This is a genomic window from Brevibacterium antiquum CNRZ 918, assembly GCF_900169145.1.
GTDB classification, from domain to species: Bacteria; Actinomycetota; Actinomycetes; order Actinomycetales; family Brevibacteriaceae; genus Brevibacterium; species Brevibacterium koreense.
The window spans coordinates 283,512-305,872 of record NZ_FXZD01000001.1; the positions used below are offsets into that span (position 1 = coordinate 283,512).

16 protein-coding genes are annotated in these 22,361 nt (G+C 61.9%); 15 read left to right on the forward strand and 1 reads right to left on the reverse strand.

What is annotated here, in order from left to right; genetic code table 11:
- Positions 1 to 63: 63 nt before the first annotated feature.
- From rpsA to BANT918_RS01250, 5 genes are all read left to right on the forward strand, one after another.
- The gene (gene rpsA / locus BANT918_RS01230; protein WP_069600240.1) at positions 64 to 1,551 is read left to right on the forward strand and encodes a 30S ribosomal protein S1; all 1,488 of its coding nucleotides are present in this window, start codon (positions 64 to 66) and stop codon (positions 1,549 to 1,551) included.
- A 46-nt stretch (positions 1,552 to 1,597) separates the two neighbouring features.
- Positions 1,598 to 3,418 carry a hypothetical protein gene (locus BANT918_RS01235; protein WP_101618600.1) on the forward strand — a complete coding sequence of 607 codons (1,821 nt, stop codon included), beginning with the start codon at positions 1,598 to 1,600 and terminating at the stop codon, positions 3,416 to 3,418.
- Between the two features lie 47 nt (positions 3,419 to 3,465).
- Positions 3,466 to 4,626 (forward strand): dephospho-CoA kinase, encoded by a 1,161-nt coding sequence (gene coaE, locus BANT918_RS01240; RefSeq protein ID WP_101618601.1) that lies wholly within the window; start codon positions 3,466 to 3,468, stop codon positions 4,624 to 4,626.
- 65 nt (positions 4,627 to 4,691) lie between these two features.
- Positions 4,692 to 6,824: an excinuclease ABC subunit UvrB gene (uvrB, locus tag BANT918_RS01245; protein ID WP_101618602.1), complete on the forward strand. Its 2,133-nt coding sequence runs from the start codon at positions 4,692 to 4,694 to the stop codon at positions 6,822 to 6,824.
- Between the two features lie 203 nt (positions 6,825 to 7,027).
- Complete coding sequence (locus BANT918_RS01250; protein WP_101618603.1) at positions 7,028 to 8,089, forward strand: TerC family protein; 1,062 nt, start codon at positions 7,028 to 7,030, stop codon at positions 8,087 to 8,089.
- A 103-nt stretch (positions 8,090 to 8,192) separates the two neighbouring features.
- Here BANT918_RS01250 and BANT918_RS01255 read toward each other — a convergent pair whose 3' ends face one another.
- The gene (locus tag BANT918_RS01255; RefSeq protein WP_101618604.1) at positions 8,193 to 8,483 is read right to left on the reverse strand and encodes a YciI family protein; all 291 of its coding nucleotides are present in this window, start codon (positions 8,481 to 8,483) and stop codon (positions 8,193 to 8,195) included.
- 66 nt (positions 8,484 to 8,549) lie between these two features.
- Here BANT918_RS01255 and BANT918_RS01260 point away from each other — a divergent pair, with 66 nt between their 5' ends.
- The 10 genes from BANT918_RS01260 (at position 8,550) to secG (ending at position 22,144) form a co-directional block, all read left to right on the forward strand.
- Positions 8,550 to 11,075 carry a DEAD/DEAH box helicase gene (locus tag BANT918_RS01260; protein WP_101618605.1) on the forward strand — a complete coding sequence of 842 codons (2,526 nt, stop codon included), beginning with the start codon at positions 8,550 to 8,552 and terminating at the stop codon, positions 11,073 to 11,075.
- A 15-nt stretch (positions 11,076 to 11,090) separates the two neighbouring features.
- Entirely contained in the window at positions 11,091 to 13,961 is a 2,871-nt protein-coding gene (gene uvrA / locus BANT918_RS01265) for an excinuclease ABC subunit UvrA (protein ID WP_101618606.1), read from the forward strand.
- Complete coding sequence (uvrC, locus tag BANT918_RS01270) at positions 13,954 to 15,813, forward strand: excinuclease ABC subunit UvrC (protein WP_101618607.1); 1,860 nt, start codon at positions 13,954 to 13,956, stop codon at positions 15,811 to 15,813. Before uvrA ends, uvrC begins: the two co-directional genes overlap by 8 nt.
- Before the next feature lie 113 nt (positions 15,814 to 15,926).
- Positions 15,927 to 16,823 carry an RNase adapter RapZ gene (rapZ, locus tag BANT918_RS01275; RefSeq protein ID WP_101618608.1) on the forward strand — a complete coding sequence of 299 codons (897 nt, stop codon included), beginning with the start codon at positions 15,927 to 15,929 and terminating at the stop codon, positions 16,821 to 16,823.
- Position 16,824: 1 nt separating this feature from the next.
- Positions 16,825 to 17,820, forward strand: coding sequence for a gluconeogenesis factor YvcK family protein (locus BANT918_RS01280; protein ID WP_101618609.1), 996 nt, complete (start codon positions 16,825 to 16,827; stop codon positions 17,818 to 17,820).
- A gap of 26 nt (positions 17,821 to 17,846) precedes the next feature.
- Positions 17,847 to 18,830, forward strand: a complete 984-nt coding sequence (gene whiA / locus BANT918_RS01285; RefSeq protein WP_101618610.1) for a DNA-binding protein WhiA — start codon at positions 17,847 to 17,849, stop codon at positions 18,828 to 18,830.
- Positions 18,831 to 18,839: 9 nt separating this feature from the next.
- On the forward strand, positions 18,840 to 19,841 hold the full coding sequence (gap, locus tag BANT918_RS01290) for a type I glyceraldehyde-3-phosphate dehydrogenase (RefSeq protein ID WP_101618611.1): 1,002 nt from the start codon (positions 18,840 to 18,842) through the stop codon (positions 19,839 to 19,841).
- Positions 19,838 to 21,055, forward strand: coding sequence for a phosphoglycerate kinase (locus tag BANT918_RS01295; protein WP_101618612.1), 1,218 nt, complete (start codon positions 19,838 to 19,840; stop codon positions 21,053 to 21,055). Before gap ends, BANT918_RS01295 begins: the two co-directional genes overlap by 4 nt.
- A 14-nt stretch (positions 21,056 to 21,069) precedes the next feature.
- Positions 21,070 to 21,855 (forward strand): triose-phosphate isomerase, encoded by a 786-nt coding sequence (gene tpiA / locus BANT918_RS01300; protein ID WP_101618613.1) that lies wholly within the window; start codon positions 21,070 to 21,072, stop codon positions 21,853 to 21,855.
- A gap of 43 nt (positions 21,856 to 21,898) precedes the next feature.
- Positions 21,899 to 22,144: a preprotein translocase subunit SecG gene (gene secG, locus BANT918_RS01305; RefSeq protein WP_101618614.1), complete on the forward strand. Its 246-nt coding sequence runs from the start codon at positions 21,899 to 21,901 to the stop codon at positions 22,142 to 22,144.
- The last annotated feature ends 217 nt before the right edge of the window (positions 22,145 to 22,361 follow it).

Below are 22,361 nucleotides of genomic sequence, written 5' to 3' on the forward strand. Positions count from 1 at the left end.
GTTTCACAGCATCGCCTCAGAGTATCGGATCTGGACCATAATTCCATCGGAGTCCCAACCTATATGACCACCACCACGCCGGAATCGGTGCAGCCGAAGCAGGTCGCTGTCAACGACATCGGAACCGCTGAGGACTTTCTCGCCGCAGTCGACGAAACGATCAAGTACTTCAACGATGGCGACATCGTTGAGGGCACCGTCGTCAAGGTCGATCGCGACGAAGTGCTCGTCGACATCGGATACAAGACGGAAGGCGTCGTCCTTTCGCGAGAACTCTCCATCAAGCATGATGTCGATCCCGGCGAAGTCGTCGAGGTCGGGGACGAAATCGAAGCCCTCGTTCTTCAGAAGGAAGACAAAGAAGGCCGACTCATGTTGTCCAAGAAGCGCGCTCAGTACGAGCGTGCCTGGGGCGACATCGAAAAGATCAAGGAAGACGACGGTGTTGTCACCGGTACGGTCATCGAGGTTGTCAAGGGCGGCCTGATCGTCGACATCGGACTGCGCGGCTTCCTGCCCGCTTCCCTCGTCGAGATGCGTCGCGTCCGCGACCTTGCTCCTTACATCGGCCAGCAGGTCGAAGCCAAGATCATCGAACTGGACAAGAACCGCAACAACGTCGTTCTGTCCCGTCGCGCATGGCTCGAGCAGACCCAGTCCGCTGTCCGCCACGACTTCCTGCAGACCCTGCAGAAGGGCCAGGTCCGTCCCGGCGTCGTTTCCTCGATCGTCAACTTCGGTGCATTCGTCGACCTCGGTGGTGTCGATGGACTCGTACACGTGTCTGAACTGTCTTGGAAGCACATCGATCACCCAGGCGAGGTCGTCACCGTTGGTGACGAGGTCACCGTTGAGGTGCTCGACGTCGACATGGATCGCGAACGCGTCTCCCTGTCGCTCAAGGCGACTCAGGAAGACCCATGGCAGCACTTCGCTCGCACCCACGTCATCGGCCAGATCGTTCCCGGCAAGGTCACCAAGCTGGTTCCGTTCGGTGCGTTCGTGCGCGTCGAAGACGGCATCGAAGGCCTCGTCCACATCTCCGAACTCGCAGTTCGCCACGTGGACCTGCCAGAACAGGTCGTCTCCGTTGACGAGACCATCTACGTCAAGGTCATCGACATCGACCTCGAACGTCGCCGCATCTCGCTGTCGCTGAAGCAGGCGAACGAAGGCGTCGACCCAGAGGCCGACGAATTCCTCGACCCTGCCCTCTACGGCATGCCGCAGGAATACGACGAAGACGGCAACTACAAGTACCCAGAAGGCTTCGATCCCGAGACCAACGAGTGGATGGAAGGCTTCGATTCACAGCGCGAGGTCTGGGAGCAGCAGTACGCTGCCGCTCAGGAACGCTGGGAAGAGCACAAGAAGCAGGTCGCCAAGGCGATCGCTGCGGATGCCGAAGCCGGCTCCGAAGAAGCAGGCAGCGCTCCTGCCGAAGCTGCTCCAGCCACCGGATCGTTCTCCTCGGAAGAGGCAGGCGACGAAGGAACACTGGCCAGCGACGAAGCTCTCGCAGCTCTGCGTGAGAAGCTTGCAGGCAGCTGATAACAGCACTCACAAGGGCTCCCGGTCGATTGATCGGGAGCCCTTTGTGTTTGCTCCCACTCTGCGACAGCGGGCTCGTCCCTGGCTGTGGTACGCGCTTCTGCTGACCGTTGTCAGCATCTGTGTGTTCGGGCAGGTCGCTGCCGATCCCGGTGGACAGGTCGTCGCAAGCAATGACGACTCATCGCTGTTCATCTGGTGGCTCGGACATGCGGCCGAGCTGCTCGGCTCACAGCTCGGCTTGGGAAACGACGCAGCTCAGAGCGGAACCGCGGACGGCTACCTCTACACGGAGGCGATGAACACTCTCCACGGGGGAGTCAACGGCGCTTGGAACACCTCCCTGGCCGGACTGGGGCTGATCTTAGCGCCCATCACCTGGGCAGCGGGACCCGTCGTCAGCTACAACCTGCTCATCATCTCCATCCCTGTCCTCGTGAGTCTGGCGACCGCGGCGCTGTTCTCACGGTTCCTCACCCACGTCCCCGCCTTCGTCGCGGCCGGCGGTGTCGGCTTCTCCAGCTACGTCATCGCACAGGCCTCCGGCCATCCCAACCTCGCCTTCGCCGTCGCCCCGCCACTGGTGGCGCTGATCATCATCAAACTGGTCCTGCGGGCTCCGCAGACGGGCTTCGCCAGCCGTGAGTTCTGGGCGCTGAGCCTCGGACTCGGCGCCGTCCTCGGCTTCCAGTTCTACGTCTCCACCGAGGTGCTCGCCGGAACCTTCATCGCGGCACTGTGTCTGCTCATCTCCATCGCCGTCTTCGGCCGAAGAGCGTGGACCCTGGCCGGTTGGCTGCGGTTAGGGCTTGGTGGTGTGATCGGCTCTGCCCTTGCACTGCTGCTCGCGATTCCCCTGCTGCTGACCATGCGCGGCCCGAACGCCCCCACAGGCGCAATCAGACCCCATGGGGTGTGGAACACCGACCTGCTCGACCCCATCATCCCCGCAGGCCCGACGCTGCTCGGGTCCGGATCATCGCCGATCCCGCGCGTCATGGACATCGATTCCGCCGAGCTCGGAGCCTATGTCGGCATTCCCGCGCTCATCGCCGCCGTCATCATCGTCATCTGCCTGATCCGCAGTCGAAGGTATAAGACGATCCTGGCCATCGCCTCGGCGACGGGGTTCGTGGTCTTCGTCCTTTCACTGGGCTCACCCGTCCTCCTCAACGGGACGGTCGTATCCGGGGTCGGTCCCTTCGCGCTGATCGAAGCGATCCCCGTGCTCAACAACATTCTGCCCATGCGCCTGGTCCTGCATTCGACGATCGCCCTGTTCGCGATCCTCGGCTGCGGGCTGCAATGGGCCCTGGAGAATATCCGAAGGCGCCGAGCCCAGGCGCTGCTGGGACTGCTCGTCATCTCCGCGGTGGTCGTGGTCCCCGGGGTGCAGACCTCGCGAGAGGTCTACGTGCCGGACTTCTACACCGAGTCCATCACCGAGGTGGTCCCCGCCGGGTCCGTGGTCAAGACCGTGCCGCGCCCCCTGGCCTGGGCCGAACCGCATGCCGATGAGGCCATGGTGTGGCAGGCCGTGAGCGGCTTTCACTACCGGGAGACCGGCGGGTACTTCATCGGCTCGAGCCCGGAGTCGGACGTCACCTATGCGGCCCCCGAAGACGCTCTCGACGGGCTGCTGCACGACTCGGTGTTCTCTGGCGCACCCTTCCCGGATCCTGACAGCAGTGAAGTTGACGCAGTAGTTGATGAGCTGCGCAACTCGGGCGTCGACTATGTGGTCCTTGCCCCGGAGGCGCCGCTTCTGCCCGGCGAACCGGGAGAATACGAGCACTTTCTCGATGCCAGCCTCGGCAAACCGTCCTTCGCCGACGAAGAGGTTCTGGTCTATCCGCTGAATCGCTAGTCTCACGTCATATCGCACAGGTCACCTGATATGGCTAGGCTGAGCTCATGTTGAAAATAGGTCTCACCGGAGGAATCGGTGCCGGGAAGTCAACCGTCTCCGAGATCCTCGCCGGCTACGGTGCAGTGATCATCGATGCCGACAAGATCGCACGGGAAGTCGTCGCGGCGGGGGAGCCTCTGCTCGACGACCTTGCCGAGAGATTCGGTGAGGACGTCATCGCCGCCGACGGTGCACTCGACCGGGCGCAGCTGGCAGCCGCGGCTTTCGCTGATGAAGAGTCGACCGCGGCACTGAACGCACTCATGCATCCCGCGATCCGCGACCGCACCACTGAGCACTTCGCCAGGCATTCCGGCGCCGGGGTGGTCGTCCACGATGTACCGCTGCTTGTCGAGAACGCGATGACCCCCGCCTATCACCTCAATCTCCTCGTCGACGTTCCGGCCGAACTGCGACTGGAACGGCTGATGAGTGCCAGAGGTATGACCCGCGACGATGCCGAATCGCGCATCGCCCGGCAGGCCAGCGACGAACAGCGATACGCGGTCTGCGACGTGATCATCGACAACGCAGGGGCGGTCAGTGCGACGCAGGATCGAGTTGCTGACCTCGTTGAAGACCGAATTCTTCCGTTTGCGGCGAATCTGGAAGCTCGACGTCGTGCGGAAAGAGGGGCAGTCGAACTCCTCGACCCTGCTGGTCAGGACTGGCCGATGCAGGCACAGCGGATCATCGCCAAGCTGCATCACGGCATCGGCAGACAGTTCCGCCTCGACCACATCGGATCGACAGCAGTCCCGGGCCTGGCGGCGAAGAACGTCATCGATCTGCAGCTGCTCGTACCCGATCTCGACACCGCACGTGAACTGTCTGTCCAACTGGCGGACCTGGGATATCCGGGCAGTGACGGTGTCGACAACCTCGGTGAGGGACAGCTGGAGTCCAAACGATTCCACGCGAACTCGGACCCGGGCCAAGCCGTCAACCTCCATGTCCGGGCCGAGGATTCCGTCGGTGCCGTCTTCGCGCGGGGCTTCGTTGAACTGCTGTGCACCGACGCCGCTGAACGTGCGAGGTACGCACAGTTGAAGCGAGCTCTGGCGGATGAGCACGCCGGCGCTGCGCAGTCCGACATGTATGCGCAAGCAAAGGAATCGTACTTCCTCACGATGCGCCGACGACTCGTCCCAGCAAGCTTCGGCTGAACAGTGCACGCCGGAGTATCATCCCGACTGTCCGCTGTGTCATGGGCGAGGGTTAGTGTTGGACCATGAGCTCAGAACGTCCCCTGCCAGCAATCGGCCACAGGCCGGATGTCACGCGCACAGTCGCCCCGTTCGAAGTCATCTCCGAATACTCTCCATCCGGTGATCAGCCCACCGCGATCACCGAGATCTCGGAACGCCTCGACCAGGGAGAGCGGGACATCGTCTTGCTGGGCGCCACCGGTACGGGCAAGTCGGCGACCACGGCTTGGCTGATTGAGCAGGTTCAGCGACCGACCCTGATCATGGCGCCGAATAAGACGTTGGCCGCGCAGCTGGCCAACGAGTTCCGGCAGCTGCTGCCCAACAACGCGGTCGAATACTTCGTCTCCTACTACGACTACTACCAGCCCGAAGCCTACGTCCCGCAGACTGACACCTTCATCGAGAAGGATTCATCTGTCAACGATGAGGTCGAACGTCTGCGCCACTCCGCGACGAACTCCCTGCTGACCCGCCGTGATGTCGTCGTCGTCTCGACCGTGTCCTGCATCTACGGTCTGGGCACACCGGAAGAGTACGTCGACCGGATGGTGACCTTGAAGCGCGGCGAACAGTGCGACCGCGACGAACTCCTCAAACGCTTCGTGTCGATGCAGTACGCCCGCAACGATATGGCATTCACCCGTGGCACCTTCCGCGTCAGGGGCGACACTGTCGAGATCATCCCGCAGTATGAGGAATTGGCCCTGCGGATCGAGTTCTTCGGCGACGAGATCGAAACTCTCCAGACACTGCATCCTCTGACAGGCGAGATCGTCCGCGAAGAGGAGACGATCCATGTCTTCCCGGCTTCGCACTATGTCGCCGGAGAGAACCGGATGGGGCGAGCCGTCAGCGAGATCGAGAACGAGCTGCAGACGCGGTTGAGCGAATTCGAATCGCAGAACAAACTCCTCGAGGCCCAGCGTCTGAAGATGCGCACCACCTACGATCTCGAGATGATGGAGTCGATGGGCTTCACCTCCGGCATCGAGAACTATTCTCGACACATCGACGGACGTCCCGCGGGATCGGCACCGAACTGCCTGCTCGACTACTTCCCCGAGGACTTCCTCCTCGTCATCGACGAGTCCCACGTCACGGTCCCTCAGATCGGGGGAATGTACGAAGGCGACATGTCCCGCAAACGCACACTGGTCGAACACGGATTCCGCCTCCCCAGTGCGATGGACAATCGGCCCCTGAAGTTCGATGAGTTCCGTGAACGCGTCGGACAGGCCGTCTATCTGTCGGCAACTCCCGGCAACTTCGAGCTGGGAAACGCGAACGGCTACGTCCAGCAGATCATCCGACCCACCGGTCTCGTCGACCCGGAGATCGTCGTCAAACCGACCAAGGGACAGATCGACGACCTGCTCGAGGAGATCAGAACTCGCGTCGACGCCCAGGAAAGGGTCCTGGTCACCACACTGACCAAGAAGATGGCCGAGGACCTCACGGATTACCTCCTCGAACACGATGTGCGAGTGCAGTACCTTCACTCAGACGTCGACACCCTGCGCCGAGTCGAACTTCTGACAGAGCTGAGGGCCGGCGAGTTCGATGTCCTCGTCGGAATCAACCTTCTCCGTGAGGGGCTCGACCTGCCCGAAGTCTCCCTTGTGGCCATCCTCGACGCCGACAAAGAGGGCTTCCTGCGCTCGGCCACCTCCCTGATCCAGACGATCGGTCGTGCGGCCCGCAACATCAACGGCCAAGTTCATATGTACGCCGACACCATCACGCGGTCCATGCGTGAGGCCATCGACGAGACCGACCGTCGACGTGAGATACAGGTTGCGCACAACAAGGAACATGGAATCGACCCCACACCGCTGGTCAAGAAGATCGCCGACATCACCGAACGGCTGCAGCGAGAAGATGCGGACACGCGAGAGCTCCTCACCGAGTTCGACTACGGCAAGGGCAAAAGGGGATACAACTCCACGCTCACCGACGAACAGCGTCAGGCCGCAGGCAAAGCCGGTTCCCTGCGTCCACCGGCAGCCGATCTGACCGAGCTCATCGAATCCCTGACGTCCCAGATGCACACGGCCGCAGCGGAGCTGCAGTTCGAGCTCGCCGCCCGGCTGAGGGACGAACTCTCGGACCTCAAGAAGGAACTGCGGCAGATGAAGCAGGCCGGGCACGCCTGATTCGACCCGAGTGCGAGTGCGCTGGCATCCGCCCGACTATACTGGTGAGGCTGGCGAAAGGGAGTATCCCGTCCATCCGTGCTCGTCACCACGATCCCTCAGAGGGTCCGGACACGGAGCGCACGCCGCCACTGTTTCAGTGGTCATAAGCGTGGGAGAGACTTTCGGCACGGGTACATCACCGACTCCTTTGAAAGGCATCCATGGATATCCTGTCCTCCGCCCTCGCCGCAGGCGGTCAAAACGCAGCTGGGAGTGAGTCCGCCATCCCCGCGTGGTTCATGATCACATCAGGCATCGTCGTCGTTGCGATCCTCGTCTTCGATCTGCTCCTCGTCATCAAACGGCCACACACCCCGTCGATGAAGGAAGCGGGCATCTGGGTCGTCTTCTACGTCGGCCTCGCCATCGTCTTCGCCGGCGCGCTCTTCGCCATCGGAGACGCAACACACGGCAGTGAGTTCCTCACCGGCTGGCTGCTCGAATACTCGCTGAGCATCGACAACCTGTTCGTGTTCATCATCATTATGGGCAGCTTCTCGGTTCCGCGGAAGTATCAGCAGGAAGTCCTCATGGTGGGCATCATCATCGCCATTGTCTTCCGCGGCATCTTCATCCTGGCCGGTTCGGCGATCATCACCGCATTCGTCGAAGTCTTCTTCATCTTCGGCATCTTCCTCCTCATCGTCGCCTATCGACAGGCGTTCAGCGATGAGGATGAGGGCAATGGAGAGAACGGTCTCATCCGCTTCCTGCGCAAACGGATCAACGTCGTCGACGAATACCACGGCAACAGCCTGCGTGTCACGATCGAGGACAAGAAGTACTGGACGCCCATGTTCATCGTCTTCATCGCGATCGGGTCCACGGACGTCATGTTCGCGCTCGACTCGATTCCGGCGATATTCGGCGTCACGCAGAATACGTTCCTGGTCTTCACCGCGAACGTCTTTGCGCTGATGGGGCTGCGCCAGCTCTACTTCCTGCTCGGCGGCCTCGTTGACAAGCTCGTCTACCTTCATTACGGTATTGCGGCGATCCTCGCCTTCATCGGCGTGAAACTCTTCATCCACGCTCTTCACGAATCGGACTGGGACTTCTTGTCCTGGGGCGCAACGATCCCCGAAGTGCCGACGTGGCTGTCGCTGAGCTTCATCGTTTTTGCTATGGCGGCAGCGACACTGGCCTCGTTGGCGAAGATGAAGAAGGACGGCATCCCCATTCGCAGCACCAGCGCCGAGAAGTCAGATGACTCGCAGGACTGAGTGATTGTCCCGGTCGGTCCAGATGTGACTGTGCGCGGGTGTCCTCCCGAATGGGGACACCCGCGCACGTGGGCCACGCGGCCTCAAGCCATTGCGAATAGACTCAGGCGTGGGAGAACGGACCGAAGACTGGGGTCCACTCCCGAACGATCGTCTCGTCGATCACACCGATCGAAGCATAGGGATCGTTGGCCAAGTGAGCGTCGAGGTCCTTTCGGTCGGCGGCCTGCATCAACAGCAGACCTCCGGGAACCGGCTCGTTGTCCAGTGGTCCCGAAGCCAGAATGGTTCCGGCTTCGTACAGATCGGCCTGCCACGCACGGTGGGCAGGTCGTGATTCCATCCGGGTGTCAGTATCTGGCCCATAGACGTAGTTGACAGCGAAAACCGGCATCTGAAACTCCTGAGGTTCGATCAATAGGATGGACATCAGTCTAAACGGAAAGGTCTGTGCATAGTTGTGGTGAGATTGCAGGAGATCCCAGCGGAATTCGCTGATGAAGACGCAGTGTACGAGTCCTTCGGACACTACTGCGAAGAGCTGGGTATCGAACCGTACCCCGCTCAGGACGAAGCCATTCTCAACATTCTGGCTGGCGACAACACGATCGTGGCCACTCCCACAGGTTCGGGCAAATCCCTGGTGGCACTGTTCGCTCTCTACCAATCATTCACCCGCGGGATCAGGGCCTACTACACGGCTCCGCTCAAGGCGCTGGTGAGCGAGAAGTTCTTCTCTCTCATCGACGCCTTCGGCCCGGAGAACGTCGGTATGATCACCGGTGATTCCACAGTCAACGGGGATGCACCGGTGATCTGTGCGACGGCTGAGATCCTGGCGAACCAGGCTCTGCGCGAAGGCGGCCTGGTCGACGCGGGCATGGTCGTCATGGACGAATTCCACTATGTCGCCGATCCCTCACGCGGATGGGCATGGCAGGTGCCTCTGCTCGAGATGCCACAGGCGCAGTTCGTGCTCATGTCGGCCACACTGGGTGACACGAGTGAAATCTGCCGCACCATGGAAGGCACCACTGGTCGCGACAGCTCCGTCGTCACCTCGGCGACCCGTCCGGTCCCGCTCGAATACGAGTACTCCACCGAGACTCTCTCCGACACACTGCGCTCTCTGGTGCGCAACGACAAAGCCCCTGTCTACGTCGTGTCCTACTCCCAAGCGGGTGCCATCGATCTGGCCACGGGCCTGCTGTCCGTCGACCTGGTGTCGAAGGAGCAGAAGGCCGCAGTCGCGGCAGCCATCAAGGGCTTCACCTTCGCGAAGGGATTCGGTCAGAGCCTGCGCAAGCTGCTCCTACACGGCGTCGGCGTCCACCACGCCGGCATGCTGCCCAAATATCGCAGGCTGGTCGAACAGCTCGCACTCAAGGGTCTGCTGTTGGTCATCTCAGGCACCGATACACTCGGCGTCGGCATCAACGTTCCCATCCGCTCTGTGCTGCTGACAGGGCTGACGAAATTCGACGGCCGGAGGATGCGCAAACTCAGAGTCCGCGAATTCCAGCAACTGGCAGGCCGTGCGGGGCGCGCCGGGTTCGATACCCGTGGCTACGTCATCGCACAGGCACCGGAACATGTTGTGGAGAACATGCGAGCAGAGGCCAAGGCGGCCAATGCGGACAAGAAAAAGAAGAAAGTCAAGAAGAAATCCGCTCCGGCCGGGTTCGTGGGCTGGTCGGAGGAGACCTTCACTAAACTCATCGAATCCCAGGCCGAATCTCTGCGCTCTCACATGAGAATCGACCATTCGACGATCCTCAATCTCGTCGCCCGCCCGGGAGCGGGTGTGGCCACGATCAGCCATTTCATCGACAAAACACACGAGAGCCGGGAACGCCACCTCGACCTCAAGCTCACAGCTTTGAGCATCGGTCGCTCTCTCATCAATGCCGGACTCATCGAAGCGAAGGGAGACGAACTGGTTCCGACCAGCGATCTGGGTCCCCAATTCGCCCTCAACCAGCCCTTGGCTCCCTTCGTTCTCGCCGGACTCGAGTTGCTCGATCCGGAGTCAGAGACCTATGCCCTCGATGTGGTCTCGCTCGTGGAATCCACCACACCAGTGCCCTTCCCCGTCCTCAAGGGCCAACTCGATCGGATCAAAAAAGACACCCTGGCCGAGCTCAAGGCAGACGGCCTCGAATATCCCGAACGGATGGCCATCCTTGACGAGATCGAAGGACCGAAGCCGTTGGCCGACGTCCTCAATCCCGCCTTCGAGCACTTCATCGAGGCCCACCCCTGGCTACGAGCTGGGAACTTCGAACCGAAGTCGATAGTGCGCGACATGGTCGAACAGGCGATGGGCTTCACCCAGTTCGTCAGCTACTACAGTCTCACCCGGGTGGAGGGCAGCCTGCTGCGCTACCTCACCGATGTGTTCCGCGCGCTGACGCACAATGTGCCCGCCGACGACAGGACGGACGAGCTCTCGACCATCATCGAATGGTTGGGGGAGATGATCGCCCGGACAGACTCGTCCCTGCTCGACGAGTGGCGAACCCTGCAGGGGCTGTCCCCGACGGACTTCGCTGACGAAGAGCTGCCAGATCTCGATCGGAAGTTCTCAGAGAACGTGCGGGTCTTCACCGCCGAGGTCCGCAACGCCCTGTTCCACCGGGTGCTCCTGGCCGAACGCGCCGACTACGCGGAGCTGGGCCGTCTCGACGCCGACAGCGGCTTCGACTCCACAGCCTGGGAAGATGCGATCGAAGACTTCTACGAGGAGTACGGCGACCTCCTCACTGATGGGAAGGCCAGGGGCAAGGAATATATCTCGATCGAACCTGGTTCACAGATGTGGACCGTCCGGCAGACCTTGGCCGACCCTGATGACAACAGGGACTGGGCCATCGACGCCGAGGTGGACGTGCCTGCAAGTGACGAAGCCGGAGACATCGTGCTCCGGATCCTCGCGGTCGGAGAGATCAGTGCCCGTCCCCATTCAACCAATGTCAGTGCCGAGTAATACAGTGGTCAGGTGATGAAAACTAACAGCGGTGAGCAGTCGGCAGGTGTGTCACATCTCGACACTCTGCGGGTCAAGGGCGCGCGCGCCCACAACCTCAAGAACGTGGAGGTCGCCCTGCCTCGCGACTCCATGATCGTCTTCACAGGTCTCTCGGGGTCGGGGAAGTCATCCTTGGCCTTCGACACCATCTTCGCCGAGGGGCAGCGCCGTTACGTCGAGTCCCTGTCCTCCTATGCCCGAATGTTCCTGGGTCAGATGGACAAACCCGATGTCGATTTCATCGAAGGTCTGTCACCGGCGGTGTCGATCGATCAGAAGTCGACCTCCCGCAACCCCCGCTCCACGGTCGGCACCATCACCGAGGTATATGACTTCCTGCGCCTGCTGTGGGCTCGGATCGGCGTGCCGCACTGCCCCGTCTGCGGTGAGATCATCACGAAGCAGACTCCACAGCAGATCGTCGACCAGCTGCTCGAACTCGAAGAGAGGACGAAGTTCCTCGTGCTGGCTCCCATCGTCCGCTCCCGCAAGGGCGAATTCGTCGATCTCTTCACCGAACTGCAGGCCAAGGGCTTCGCTCGCGCCATTGTCGACGGGGAGCAGATCAGTCTCAGCGAGCCTCCTACTCTGGAAAAACAGTACAAGCACACGATCTCCGTCGTCGTCGACCGCTTGGTGGCGAAGTCGGGCCTGCGCCCCCGACTGACTGACTCAGTCGAGACAGCCCTCGGCCTCGCCGACGGACGCATCGATGTCGAGATGGTCGACGAAGGTGTGACACGGACCTTCTCGGAGCACATGTCGTGCCCGAACGAACACCCATTGGCAATCGACGAGATCGAGCCCCGCACCTTCTCGTTCAACTCTCCCTTCGGTGCCTGCCCCACCTGTGACGGCATCGGCACTCGGCTCCAGGTCGATGAGACCCTCGTCGTTCCGGATGAGGATCTCAGCCTCGGCGAGGGCGCGATCGCTCCCTGGGCGGGCGGAAAACAGGTGACGAAATACTTCAACCGTCTCCTCAAGGGCCTCGGGGACGAACTCGACTTCGATATGACGACTTCGTGGAAGGACCTGCGCAAGTCCGACAAGACTGCGATCCTGACCGGCAAGGACTACAAGGTCCACGTCAAATACAAGAACCGGTTCGGACGCGAACGCACCTACTCCACCGGTTTCGAAGGCGTCTACCAGTACATCCAGCGCAAGCACGAGGAAACAGAGTCCGACTGGTCGCGAGAACGCTACGAGTCCTACATGCGCGAAATTCCCTGTGCGAGCTGCAACGGTGCCCGACTCAAGCCGGAGATCCTCGCCGTCAAGGTCGGCGGCAAATCGATCGCCGAGGTGGCCGAGCTGGCTCTCGACGAATCCGCTGAGTTCCTCTCACAGCTGGAGCTGGACTCTCGCGACGCGGCAGTCGCAGCCCAGGTGATGAAGGAGATCAACGCACGTCTGGGCTTCCTTCTCGACGTCGGACTCGACTACCTCAGCCTCGACCGGCCCGCAGGTTCCCTGTCCGGTGGTGAGGCCCAGCGCATCCGCCTGGCCACCCAGATCGGGTCCGGCCTCGTCGGGGTCCTCTACGTCCTCGACGAACCCTCCATCGGTCTCCACCAGCGCGACAACAGACGACTCATCGAGACTCTGAACAAACTCAAGGAACTCGGCAATACCCTCATCGTCGTCGAACACGACGAGGACACCATCGCATCGGCCGACTGGATCGTCGACATCGGTCCGGGCGCGGGCGAACACGGGGGAGAGGTCATCTACTCGGGTCCTGTTCCCGGGCTCAAAGACGCCGACCGATCCATCACTGGTGATTACCTTGCCGGACGTCGAGCGATCCAGGTCCCCACGACCCGCCGGCCAGTCGACGATGACCGCGTCGTCACGGTCGAGAAAGCCGTCGAGAATAACCTCCGCAACGTCTCGGTCTCGTTCCCCCTCGGTGTGCTCACCGCCGTCACCGGTGTCTCCGGCTCAGGCAAGTCGACCCTGGTCAACGAGATTCTCTACACCCAGATGGCCAACGTGCTCAACGGTGCCTCACGAGTACCCGGTCGGCACAAGCGAGTCACCGGGCTGGACAACCTCGACAAGGTCGTCCATGTCGACCAATCCCCGATCGGTCGCACCCCACGGTCGAACCCGGCGACCTACACCGGGGTCTTCGACCGCATCCGGCGCCTGTTCGCAGAGACCGAATCGGCGAAGGTCCGCGGTTACCAGCCGGGGCGATTCTCCTTCAACGTCAAGGGAGGACGCTGCGAGAACTGCAGCGGTGACGGCACGATCAAGATCGAGATGAACTTCCTGCCCGACGTCTACGTCACCTGCGAAGTCTGCGGGGGAGCCCGCTACAACCGCGAGACGCTCGAAGTGACGTTCAAGGGCAAATCCATTGCCGAGGTGCTCGAGATGCCCATCGAAAAGGGTGCCGAGTTCTTCGCCGCGATCCCCGCCATCTCCCGTTACCTCAACACCCTTGTCGAGGTGGGCCTGGGCTATGTTCGTCTGGGTCAGCCTGCGACCACGCTCTCCGGTGGTGAAGCCCAACGAGTCAAGCTCGCGGCCGAGCTCCAGAAGCGCTCCCGCGGTCGCACCGCCTACGTTCTCGACGAACCGACCACCGGGCTTCACTTCGAGGACATCTCGAAGCTGCTGCATGTGCTGCAGGGGCTCGTCGAAAAGGGCAACACGGTCATCGTCATCGAACACAACCTTGATGTCATCGGCAACGCCGACCACGTCATCGATCTGGGTCCTGAAGGCGGACGAGGCGGTGGAAAGATCATCGCCCAGGGCACCCCAGAAGAGGTGGCGGCTAACAAGAAGAGCCACACCGGGCGGTTCCTCAAAGCGATGCTCGATGGCTGACCCAGCGTCCTACCGCCCTGCCACAGGCAGCATCCCGACCTCGGCTGGGGTCTACAAATTCCGCGACCCCGACCGGCGGGTGATCTATGTCGGGAAGGCGAAGAATCTCCGCAATCGGTTGAACTCGTACTTCTCGAACCCCGCGCAGCTGCACCCCCGGACCTCGACGATGGTCCACACCGCTGCCTCGGTGGAATGGACTGTCGTTGACACTGAGGTCGAGGCGCTCCAGCTCGAATGGACGTGGATCAACGAATTCAACCCACGCTTCAACGTCATGTTCCGCGACGACAAGTCATACCCCTACCTCGCGATCACGATGAACAACGAGGTGCCGCGGGCCTTCATCACTCGTGGCAAACGTCGTCAGGGCGTGAAGTACTTCGGGCCCTTCGCCCAGGTGTGGGCGATCAAGGACACACTCGACCTGCTGCTGCGGGCCTTTCCGATGCGCACCTGCACGGCCGGAGTGTACAGACGAGCCGAACGCAGCGGCCGTCCCTGTCTGTTGGGATACATCGACAAATGCGCTGCCCCCTGTGTGGGAGAGATCAGTGTGGACGACCACAAGGACCTGGCCCGCAGCATCTCTGATTTCATGTCCGGCAACACCGGACGCTTCATCAGCTACCGGCAGAAGGAGATGGCCTCGGCCGCCGAAGAGCTTGACTATGAACGGGCGGCGCGCCTGCGGGACGAGATCACTGCACTGCAGAAGGTACTCGACAAGTCGGCAGTCGTCCTCTCCGTCAACGCCGACTGCGACGTGTTCGCTCTCGTCACCGAGGAGCTCGAAGCTTCAGTGCAGGTCTTCCACGTCCGCCAGGGACGCATCCGGGGACAGCGGGGCTGGATCATTGAACGCTCTGACGATCACAGCCCGGCAGAACTCACCACCGACTACCTCCGCCAGGCATACACGGGACTCGAGGCGGATGCTATTCCCCGTGAAATCCTCGTCGACACGGTCCCGGCCGATAGTGCCTCGCTCGAGAGCTGGCTGAGTGAACAGCGCGGATCCAGAGTCACCGTCCGGGTTCCGGAACGCGGAGAGAAGAAGGCCGTTCTCGAGACCGTGGCGAAGAATGCGAAAGAGGCTCTGCTTCAGCACAAGCTCAAGCGTTCCTCCGATCTGACCACCCGCAGCACGGCGCTCAAGGAGATCCAGGAGTACCTGTCGCTGCCCGAAGCACCGCTGCGCATCGAATGCATCGACATCTCGCACACCCAGGGGTCCAACGTCGTTGCTTCACTCGTGGTGTTCGAAGACGGACTCGTGAAGAAGCGCGACTACCGTCACTTCGCCATTCACGGTGAAGCCGCAACCGATGACACAGCCTCGATGTACGACGTCGTCTCACGTCGATTCAGCCGTTACCTCGAGCAGATGAGCTCCGACGAACCGGATGAACGGTTCGGATACCGTCCCAGCCTCCTCGTCGTCGACGGGGCCGGCCCCCAGGTGGCGGCCGCCACCAGGGCACTGCACGATCTGGGCCTCGTCGACATTTCGGTGGTAGGTCTGGCCAAACGCCTCGAAGAGGTTTGGGTCCCAGACGATCCGTTCCCCGTCATCCTGCCCCGGAACTCAGAAGGACTCTTCCTCATGCAGCGTCTGCGCGATGAGGCTCACCGCTTTGCCATCAGCTATCACCGCTCGAAACGGGCAAAAGCGATGACCAGCTCCGTCCTCGACGACATCTCCGGACTGGGCGAGTCCAAACGGTCTGCGCTGCTGCGCCATTTCGGCTCGGTGAAGAAGGTCCGTGCAGCCAGCATCGAAGAACTGTGCGAGGTCCAGGGCATCGGCCAGGCCCTCGCAGAAAAGGTCGCGGCCGCACTTGCAGACTGACTTCACGGTCCCCGCAGACTCACGGTTCGGCAGGTACTGAGCCCACTGTCGGAGAACTGCTCTAGAGTAGTGCTCGACAGCTGTCTTCAACCGCGGAACCCCAAGGAGGACGTGTGAGTACGCAGGCCGAATCGAACGGCGCCGACCATCCCATCGAGGTCGTCCTCGTGACGGGAATGTCCGGAGCAGGTCGGACCACCGTGGCCAATGTGCTCGAGGACATGGACTGGTACGTCGTCGACAATCTGCCTCCGCAGATGATGCGTCCCCTCGTCGAACTCGTCGCCCGTGCCGATGGGGCACTGCCCAAGATCGCCATCGTCACCGACTCGAAGGGTCGGGCGAAGTACACGGAACTCGAAGACACGATCAGTGACTTCGTCGATCAGGGACTCTCCCTGCGCATCCTCTACCTCGATGCAGCCGACGAAGTTCTCGTCCGACGCTTCGAATCCACCCGCCGCCCTCACCCGCTCCAAGGCGAAGGGACGCTGTTGGAAGGGATCGAAGGCGAACGCTCGGCCCTCGAATCGCTCAAACGCCGTGCCGACATCATCATCGACACCTCCGAACTCAACGTCCATCAGCTTTCCAGCCAGGTGCGCAAACGCTTCAGCACCGGAGACACCCCACTGCTGCGTCTGACTATAATGAGCTTCGGCTTCAAATACGGACTGCCGAAGGACGCTGACCACATCGCCGATGTTCGCTTCCTGCCCAACCCGTACTGGATTCCGCACCTGCGCGGACACAACGGACTCGACTCCGATGTCGCGGACTTCGTCGTCGGCCAGAACGGAGCCGAGGAGTTCATCGAGCGCTACACCGCGACCTTGGAGACGGTCTCACAGGGCTACCTCCACGAAGGTCGCGGCTACGCGATGATCGGTATCGGCTGCACCGGCGGGAAGCATCGCTCGGTGGCGATCAGCGAACGCATCGCCAAGAGTCTCACCGCGCAGACCGGCATACCGGTCACCGTGCGCCACCGTGATCTGGGGAGAGAGTGAGATGGAGACCGAAGACCTCCCGCAGATCATCCCTGATGTCAAAGACAAGGGACCCAAGATCGTCTCCTTCGGGGGAGGACACGGCCTCTACGCTGCCCTGCGCGCCTTCCGTCTGCTCACCGAGTCCCTGACGGCTGTGGTCACGGTCGCCGATGACGGAGGTTCCTCCGGCAGGCTCCGCGATGAGCTCGGCGGTCTCCCACCTGGTGACCTGAGAATGGCCTTGGCAGCACTCTGCGACGATGGGAATTGGGGCAAGACCTGGCGGGACGTGATCCAGCACCGATTCGACTCCGACGGTGAACTCAGCGGCCACTCCGTGGGCAACCTGCTCATCTCCGCCCTGTGGCAGATCCATGGTGATCATGTCGCCGGCCTCGACTGGATGGCCAAACTGCTGCGCGCCCATGGTCGGGTGCTGCCCATGTCTTCGATTCCACTGACGATCGAAGCCGATGTGAAGTTCCCGGGGTCCTTTCAGGTCGTGCGGGGTCAGTCCGTGCTCGCCTCGACCCTGGGACATGTTGAGACCGTCCGGCTCGATCCGCCGGTCCCACCGGCCCGACACGAGACGATCGAAGCTGTCGCCGAGGCGGATGTGCTCAATCTCGGACCCGGCTCCTGGTACACCTCGGTGATGCCGCATCTTCTCGTTCCCTCCCTCGCGGAGGCGATCAGACGATCCTCCGCGGTGAAGTCCCTCACCTTGAACCTCAGCTCCAGCGACGGCGAAACAAGAGATCTCAGTCTCAGCGAACACCTCGTGTCACTGCACAGGCATGCCCCCTCACTCGAGCTGAACTATGTGTTCGTCGACGAGGCTGCAACACTGGTGGAGCCTGATCTGGCGCGGTGTGCACGGGAGATGTTCAACGCCAAACTGTGGGCTCGCCCGCTGCACTCACGGCGGGCAGGACAGCATGACAGCCTCAAGCTAGCCGCGTGTTACCGTGACATGTTGGTGGACGCCGGGATCGGCGTGGACGAGCAGTGGTAGCAAATTCAGTCGCAGGAGGACGAACAATGGCACTGACCGCTCAGGTCAAGGATGAGTTGGCACGGGTGAAGATCACCCGCACATCTGCTCGCAAAGCCGAAGTGTCTGCGATTTTCCGCTTCTCCTCCGCACTTCACCTCGTCAACGGTTCGATCGTGTTGGAAGCCGAACTGGACACCGCGCAGGCGGCCAAACGTCTCCGCAGTGAAATCAAGGACCTCTACGGCCAATACGCTGACATCGTCGTCATCAACGCCGCCGGAATCCGCCGCTCCAACCGCTACCTCCTGCGAGTCACCCGCGACGGGGGTGCGCTGGCCCGCCAGACCGGTCTCGTCGACAACCGCGGACGACCCGTTCGCGGACTGCCCTCTGCCATCGTCAACGGCTCCGTTGCCGATGCCGAAGCCGCCTGGCGTGGAGCGTTCCTCGCCCACGGATCATTGACCGAACCCGGTCGTTCCTCTGCCCTCGAAGTCACCTGTCCGGGACCTGAGGCGGCACTCGCCCTGGTCGGCGCGGCCCGACGACTGGGACTGAGCGCAAAGGCGCGGGAGGTTCGTGGAGTTGACCGCGTCGTCATCCGCGATGGCGACGACATCGCGGCCCTGCTCACCCGCATGGGTTCCCACAGTGCTGTCCTGGTGTGGGAGGAGCGTCGAATGCGACGCGAGGTCCGTGCCACAGCGAACCGTTTGGCCAACTTCGACGATGCGAACCTGCGCCGCTCCGCCAGAGCCGCAGTGGCCGCCGGGGCCCGAGTGGAGCGCGCTCTGGAGATCCTCGGCGACGAGGTTCCCGAACACCTGCGCTACGCGGGCCAGCTGCGCGTGACACACAAACAGGCATCACTGGAAGAACTGGGCCAACTGGCCGATCCGCCGATGACCAAGGACGCCGTCGCCGGTCGCATCCGTCGCCTGCTGTCCACGGCCGACAAATATGCCGAAGATCTGGGAATTCCAGGCACAGAGGCCAGTCTCACCCCGGAAATGCTCGAAGATCGCTAAGATCGAGGTATGAGACGAATCGCCATCAACGGCTTCGGCCGTATCGGTCGTGCCCTGTACCGCTTGTCCCTCGAACCCTCATGTGACTTCGAGGTCGTCGCCATCAACGATCTCACCGACACGCAGACGCTGGCCCACTTGCTGGCCTATGACTCCGTGTGGCCGCGATTCGACCACACGGTCGAAGCAGCCGAAGACTCACTCACCATTGATGGGACAACCATCTCGGTGCTCAGCCAGGCTGATCCGCACGATATCGACTGGTCTGCGCATGACGCCGAACTCGTCGTCGAATCCACCGGACGATTCACCCGACGAGACCAGGCCGAGGTCCACCTCGGCGGGACTGTGAAGACAGTCGTGCTGTCGGCACCGGGTAAGGACGTGGACGGAACGTTCGTCATGGGCGTCAACGAAGCTGACTTCGACCCGGCCCAGCACACCGTCGTCTCCAACGCCTCCTGCACAACGAACTGCATGGCCACCATCGTCAAGGCCGTCGACGACGCCATCGGCGTCGAATCCGGCCTGCTCAACACGGTCCACGCCTACACCGGTGATCAGATGCTCGTCGACGGGCCGCACCGCGATCTGCGTCGCGCCCGTGCAGCGGCAGTCAACATCGTCCCGACCACGACCGGCGCCGCACGCACCGTCGGCAAGGTGATGCCGCACCTGGCGGGCAAGCTCGACGGACTCGCGATCCGCGTTCCTGTCCCTGCCGGGTCGATCATCGACTTCACCTTCACCCCGAAGCAGAGTGCCACGACCGAAGAGGTCAACGAGATTCTGGCGAAGGCTGCCCAGTCCTCGCCGTACCTCGAATACAGCACGGCGCCTCTGGTGTCGACCGATATCGTCGGCACCACCGCCTCAGCGATCGTGGATTCCCAGCTCACGATGACGCTTGGCAACCAGATCAAGGTCGTGGCCTGGTACGACAACGAATGGGGCTACACCAACCGCCTCAAAGACATGGTCAGCTACATCCTCGGTGAAAGGAACAAATGAGGACATACGACGACCCGCAGATCTTCTCCCACCGCACGGTCCTCGTTCGCAGTGACCTGAACGTGCCGATGGACGAGGGCGCGATCACCGACCGTGGTCGCATCTTGGCCTCGGCCGCTACGATCAGAACACTTGCCGAGGCGGGGGCCCGGGTGATCGTCATGTCCCACCTGGGGCGGCCCAAGGGTGCACCCGATCCGCAGTATTCGCTGCAGCCTCTGGTTCCCGAACTCGCGAAGGCGATCGGCCGTGACGTCGTGTTCGCAGCCGACACCGTCGGTGCTGAAGCGACGGCCAAAGCGAAGGCTTTGGGCGATGGTGAGGTCCTCCTGCTCGAGAATCTGCGCTTCAACCCGGGGGAGACGTCGAAGGACGAGGCCGAGCGGAAGGCCTTCGCGGCACAGCTGGCCGCACTGGCAGACGATTTCGTCTCCGACGGTTTCGGAGTCGTCCACCGCAAGCAGGCCTCCGTCTATGACATCGCAGCCCTGCTGCCGCACTACGCTGGATCACTCGTACGGGCCGAGGTCGAAGTCAGCGATCGTCTGCTGAACTCCCCACAGGCACCATTCACTGTCGTTCTCGGCGGATCGAAGGTCTCCGACAAGCTGGGCGTCATCGACAATCTCATCGATCATGCGGACAATCTCCTCATCGGCGGCGGCATGGTCTTCACCTTCCTCGCCGCGCTCGGCCACGACATCGGGTCCAGCCTCGTGGAGAAGGACCGAGTCGACGACGTCAAGGGCTATCTCAAACGTGCCGAGGGCGGGGGAGCGAATATTATCCTGCCCACGGACATCGTGATGGCCGCGTCCTTCGCCGCAGACGCCGAGAACTGGGTGCGTCCCGTCGCGGAACTCGAATCGACACCGGCGGGTGCGCAGGGTCTGGGCCTCGACATCGGGCCCGAATCGGCCGAGGCCTATGCTGAGGTGATCTCAGATTCGAACACTGTGTTCTGGAACGGTCCCATGGGTGTCTTCGAATTCCCGGCCTTCGCTGCCGGTACCAAGGTCGTGGCAGCGGCACTGACCAACGAGTCCGGCACTGAGTCGAGTCGTCTGACAGTCGTCGGTGGAGGCGACTCGGCAGCGGCCGTGCGCACACTCGGCTTCGCCGACGACGACTTCGGCCACATCTCCACAGGTGGCGGTGCCAGTCTCGAATACCTCGAGGGTAAGACGCTGCCCGGACTCCAAGCACTCGCGTGAGAAAGAAGACGACAATGAGCGACCGCACCCTGCTTCTAGCCGGCAACTGGAAGATGAATCACGATCATCTTGAAGCCATCTCAAGTGTCCAGAAGCTTGCCTGGGCACTCGAAGACGCCAAACTCGACGAGACGAAATGCGATGTCGTCGTGATTCCTCCGTTCACCGACATCCGGTCCGTGCAGACTCTCATCCAAGGTGACAAGCTGTGGCTGACCTATGGTGCGCAGGATGTCTCGCAGCACGAACCTGGGGCCCATACCGGAGAGATCGCGGCATCGTTCCTGTCCCGCCTGGGTTGCACATATGTCGTCGTCGGTCACAGCGAACGGCGTGCGAACAACAACGAGACCAACGACGTCGTCGCAGCCAAGGTCAAGGCGGCGCTGGCGCAGGACATCACACCCATCCTGTGCATCGGTGAGTCGCTGGAGCAGCGTCAGGAGAAAACCCACGTGGACTTCACTCTCACGCAGCTCGAAGAGTCCTTGGCCGGCCTCGACTCCGCTGCACTCGAGGGGCTCGTCATCGCTTACGAACCGGTCTGGGCGATCGGCACGGGAGAGACCGCGACGGCGGAGGATGCAGCTGAGATGGCTGCGGCTATCCGTGCCCATCTGGAAGAGAAGCACGGCTTGGCACTGGCTTCGAGCACCCGGATCATCTATGGCGGTTCGGTCAAAACCGGCAATGTCGCGCAGATCCTGGCCTCCGACGACGTCGACGGCGCACTCGTCGGGGGCGCCAGCCTCAACGGCCCCGACTTCGCCGCTTTGTGCAAGGCCGCAGTGGCAAAGTAGACTGACCAACACATCCTCTGACGAAATATAGGTAGTTCTCGACGTGGAAATCCTCAACATCATACTCATCGCGTTGCTCGTCATCACGAGCATCTTCCTGACTCTCCTCATCCTCATGCACAAGGGCAAGGGCGGCGGCATGTCAGACATGTTCGGTGGCGGCATGACCTCATCGCTGGGATCCTCGGGCGTTGCCGAACGCAACCTCAACCGGTTCACGACTCTGATGGCGATCGTCTGGGGCGCGTGCATCATCCTGTTGGGTCTCATCACCCGCTTCAACGCCTGAGTTCATTCAACTTCAGGCAGCGAAGGCATTGCCTGAGTGTGAGGGCTGGGATACGGCGTGACCTCGCAGACATGCCCGCCGAGGGCTTGGCGTGAGGACGGGCTTCGGCACCATGAAGACCAGCTACGCGATCCAAATACCATGACGAAGGACCCTGACCGATCGGTCAGGGTCCTTCGTCATGCCCAGAGGATCTTCGTTCAACCGGAGGTCAGTT

Coding starts and splice junctions, on each gene's coding strand:
- rpsA (WP_069600240.1), top strand. CDS start 64: ATGACCACCACCACGCCGGAATCGGTGCAGCCGAAGCAGGTCGCTGTC.
- coaE (WP_101618601.1), top strand. CDS start 3,466: ATGTTGAAAATAGGTCTCACCGGAGGAATCGGTGCCGGGAAGTCAACC.
- uvrB (WP_101618602.1), top strand. CDS start 4,692: ATGAGCTCAGAACGTCCCCTGCCAGCAATCGGCCACAGGCCGGATGTC.
- BANT918_RS01250 (WP_101618603.1), top strand. CDS start 7,028: ATGGATATCCTGTCCTCCGCCCTCGCCGCAGGCGGTCAAAACGCAGCT.
- BANT918_RS01255 (WP_101618604.1), bottom strand. CDS start 8,483: ATGCCGGTTTTCGCTGTCAACTACGTCTATGGGCCAGATACTGACACC.
- uvrA (WP_101618606.1), top strand. CDS start 11,091: ATGAAAACTAACAGCGGTGAGCAGTCGGCAGGTGTGTCACATCTCGAC.
- uvrC (WP_101618607.1), top strand. CDS start 13,954: ATGGCTGACCCAGCGTCCTACCGCCCTGCCACAGGCAGCATCCCGACC.
- BANT918_RS01280 (WP_101618609.1), top strand. CDS start 16,825: ATGGAGACCGAAGACCTCCCGCAGATCATCCCTGATGTCAAAGACAAG.
- whiA (WP_101618610.1), top strand. CDS start 17,847: ATGGCACTGACCGCTCAGGTCAAGGATGAGTTGGCACGGGTGAAGATC.
- gap (WP_101618611.1), top strand. CDS start 18,840: ATGAGACGAATCGCCATCAACGGCTTCGGCCGTATCGGTCGTGCCCTG.
- BANT918_RS01295 (WP_101618612.1), top strand. CDS start 19,838: ATGAGGACATACGACGACCCGCAGATCTTCTCCCACCGCACGGTCCTC.
- tpiA (WP_101618613.1), top strand. CDS start 21,070: ATGAGCGACCGCACCCTGCTTCTAGCCGGCAACTGGAAGATGAATCAC.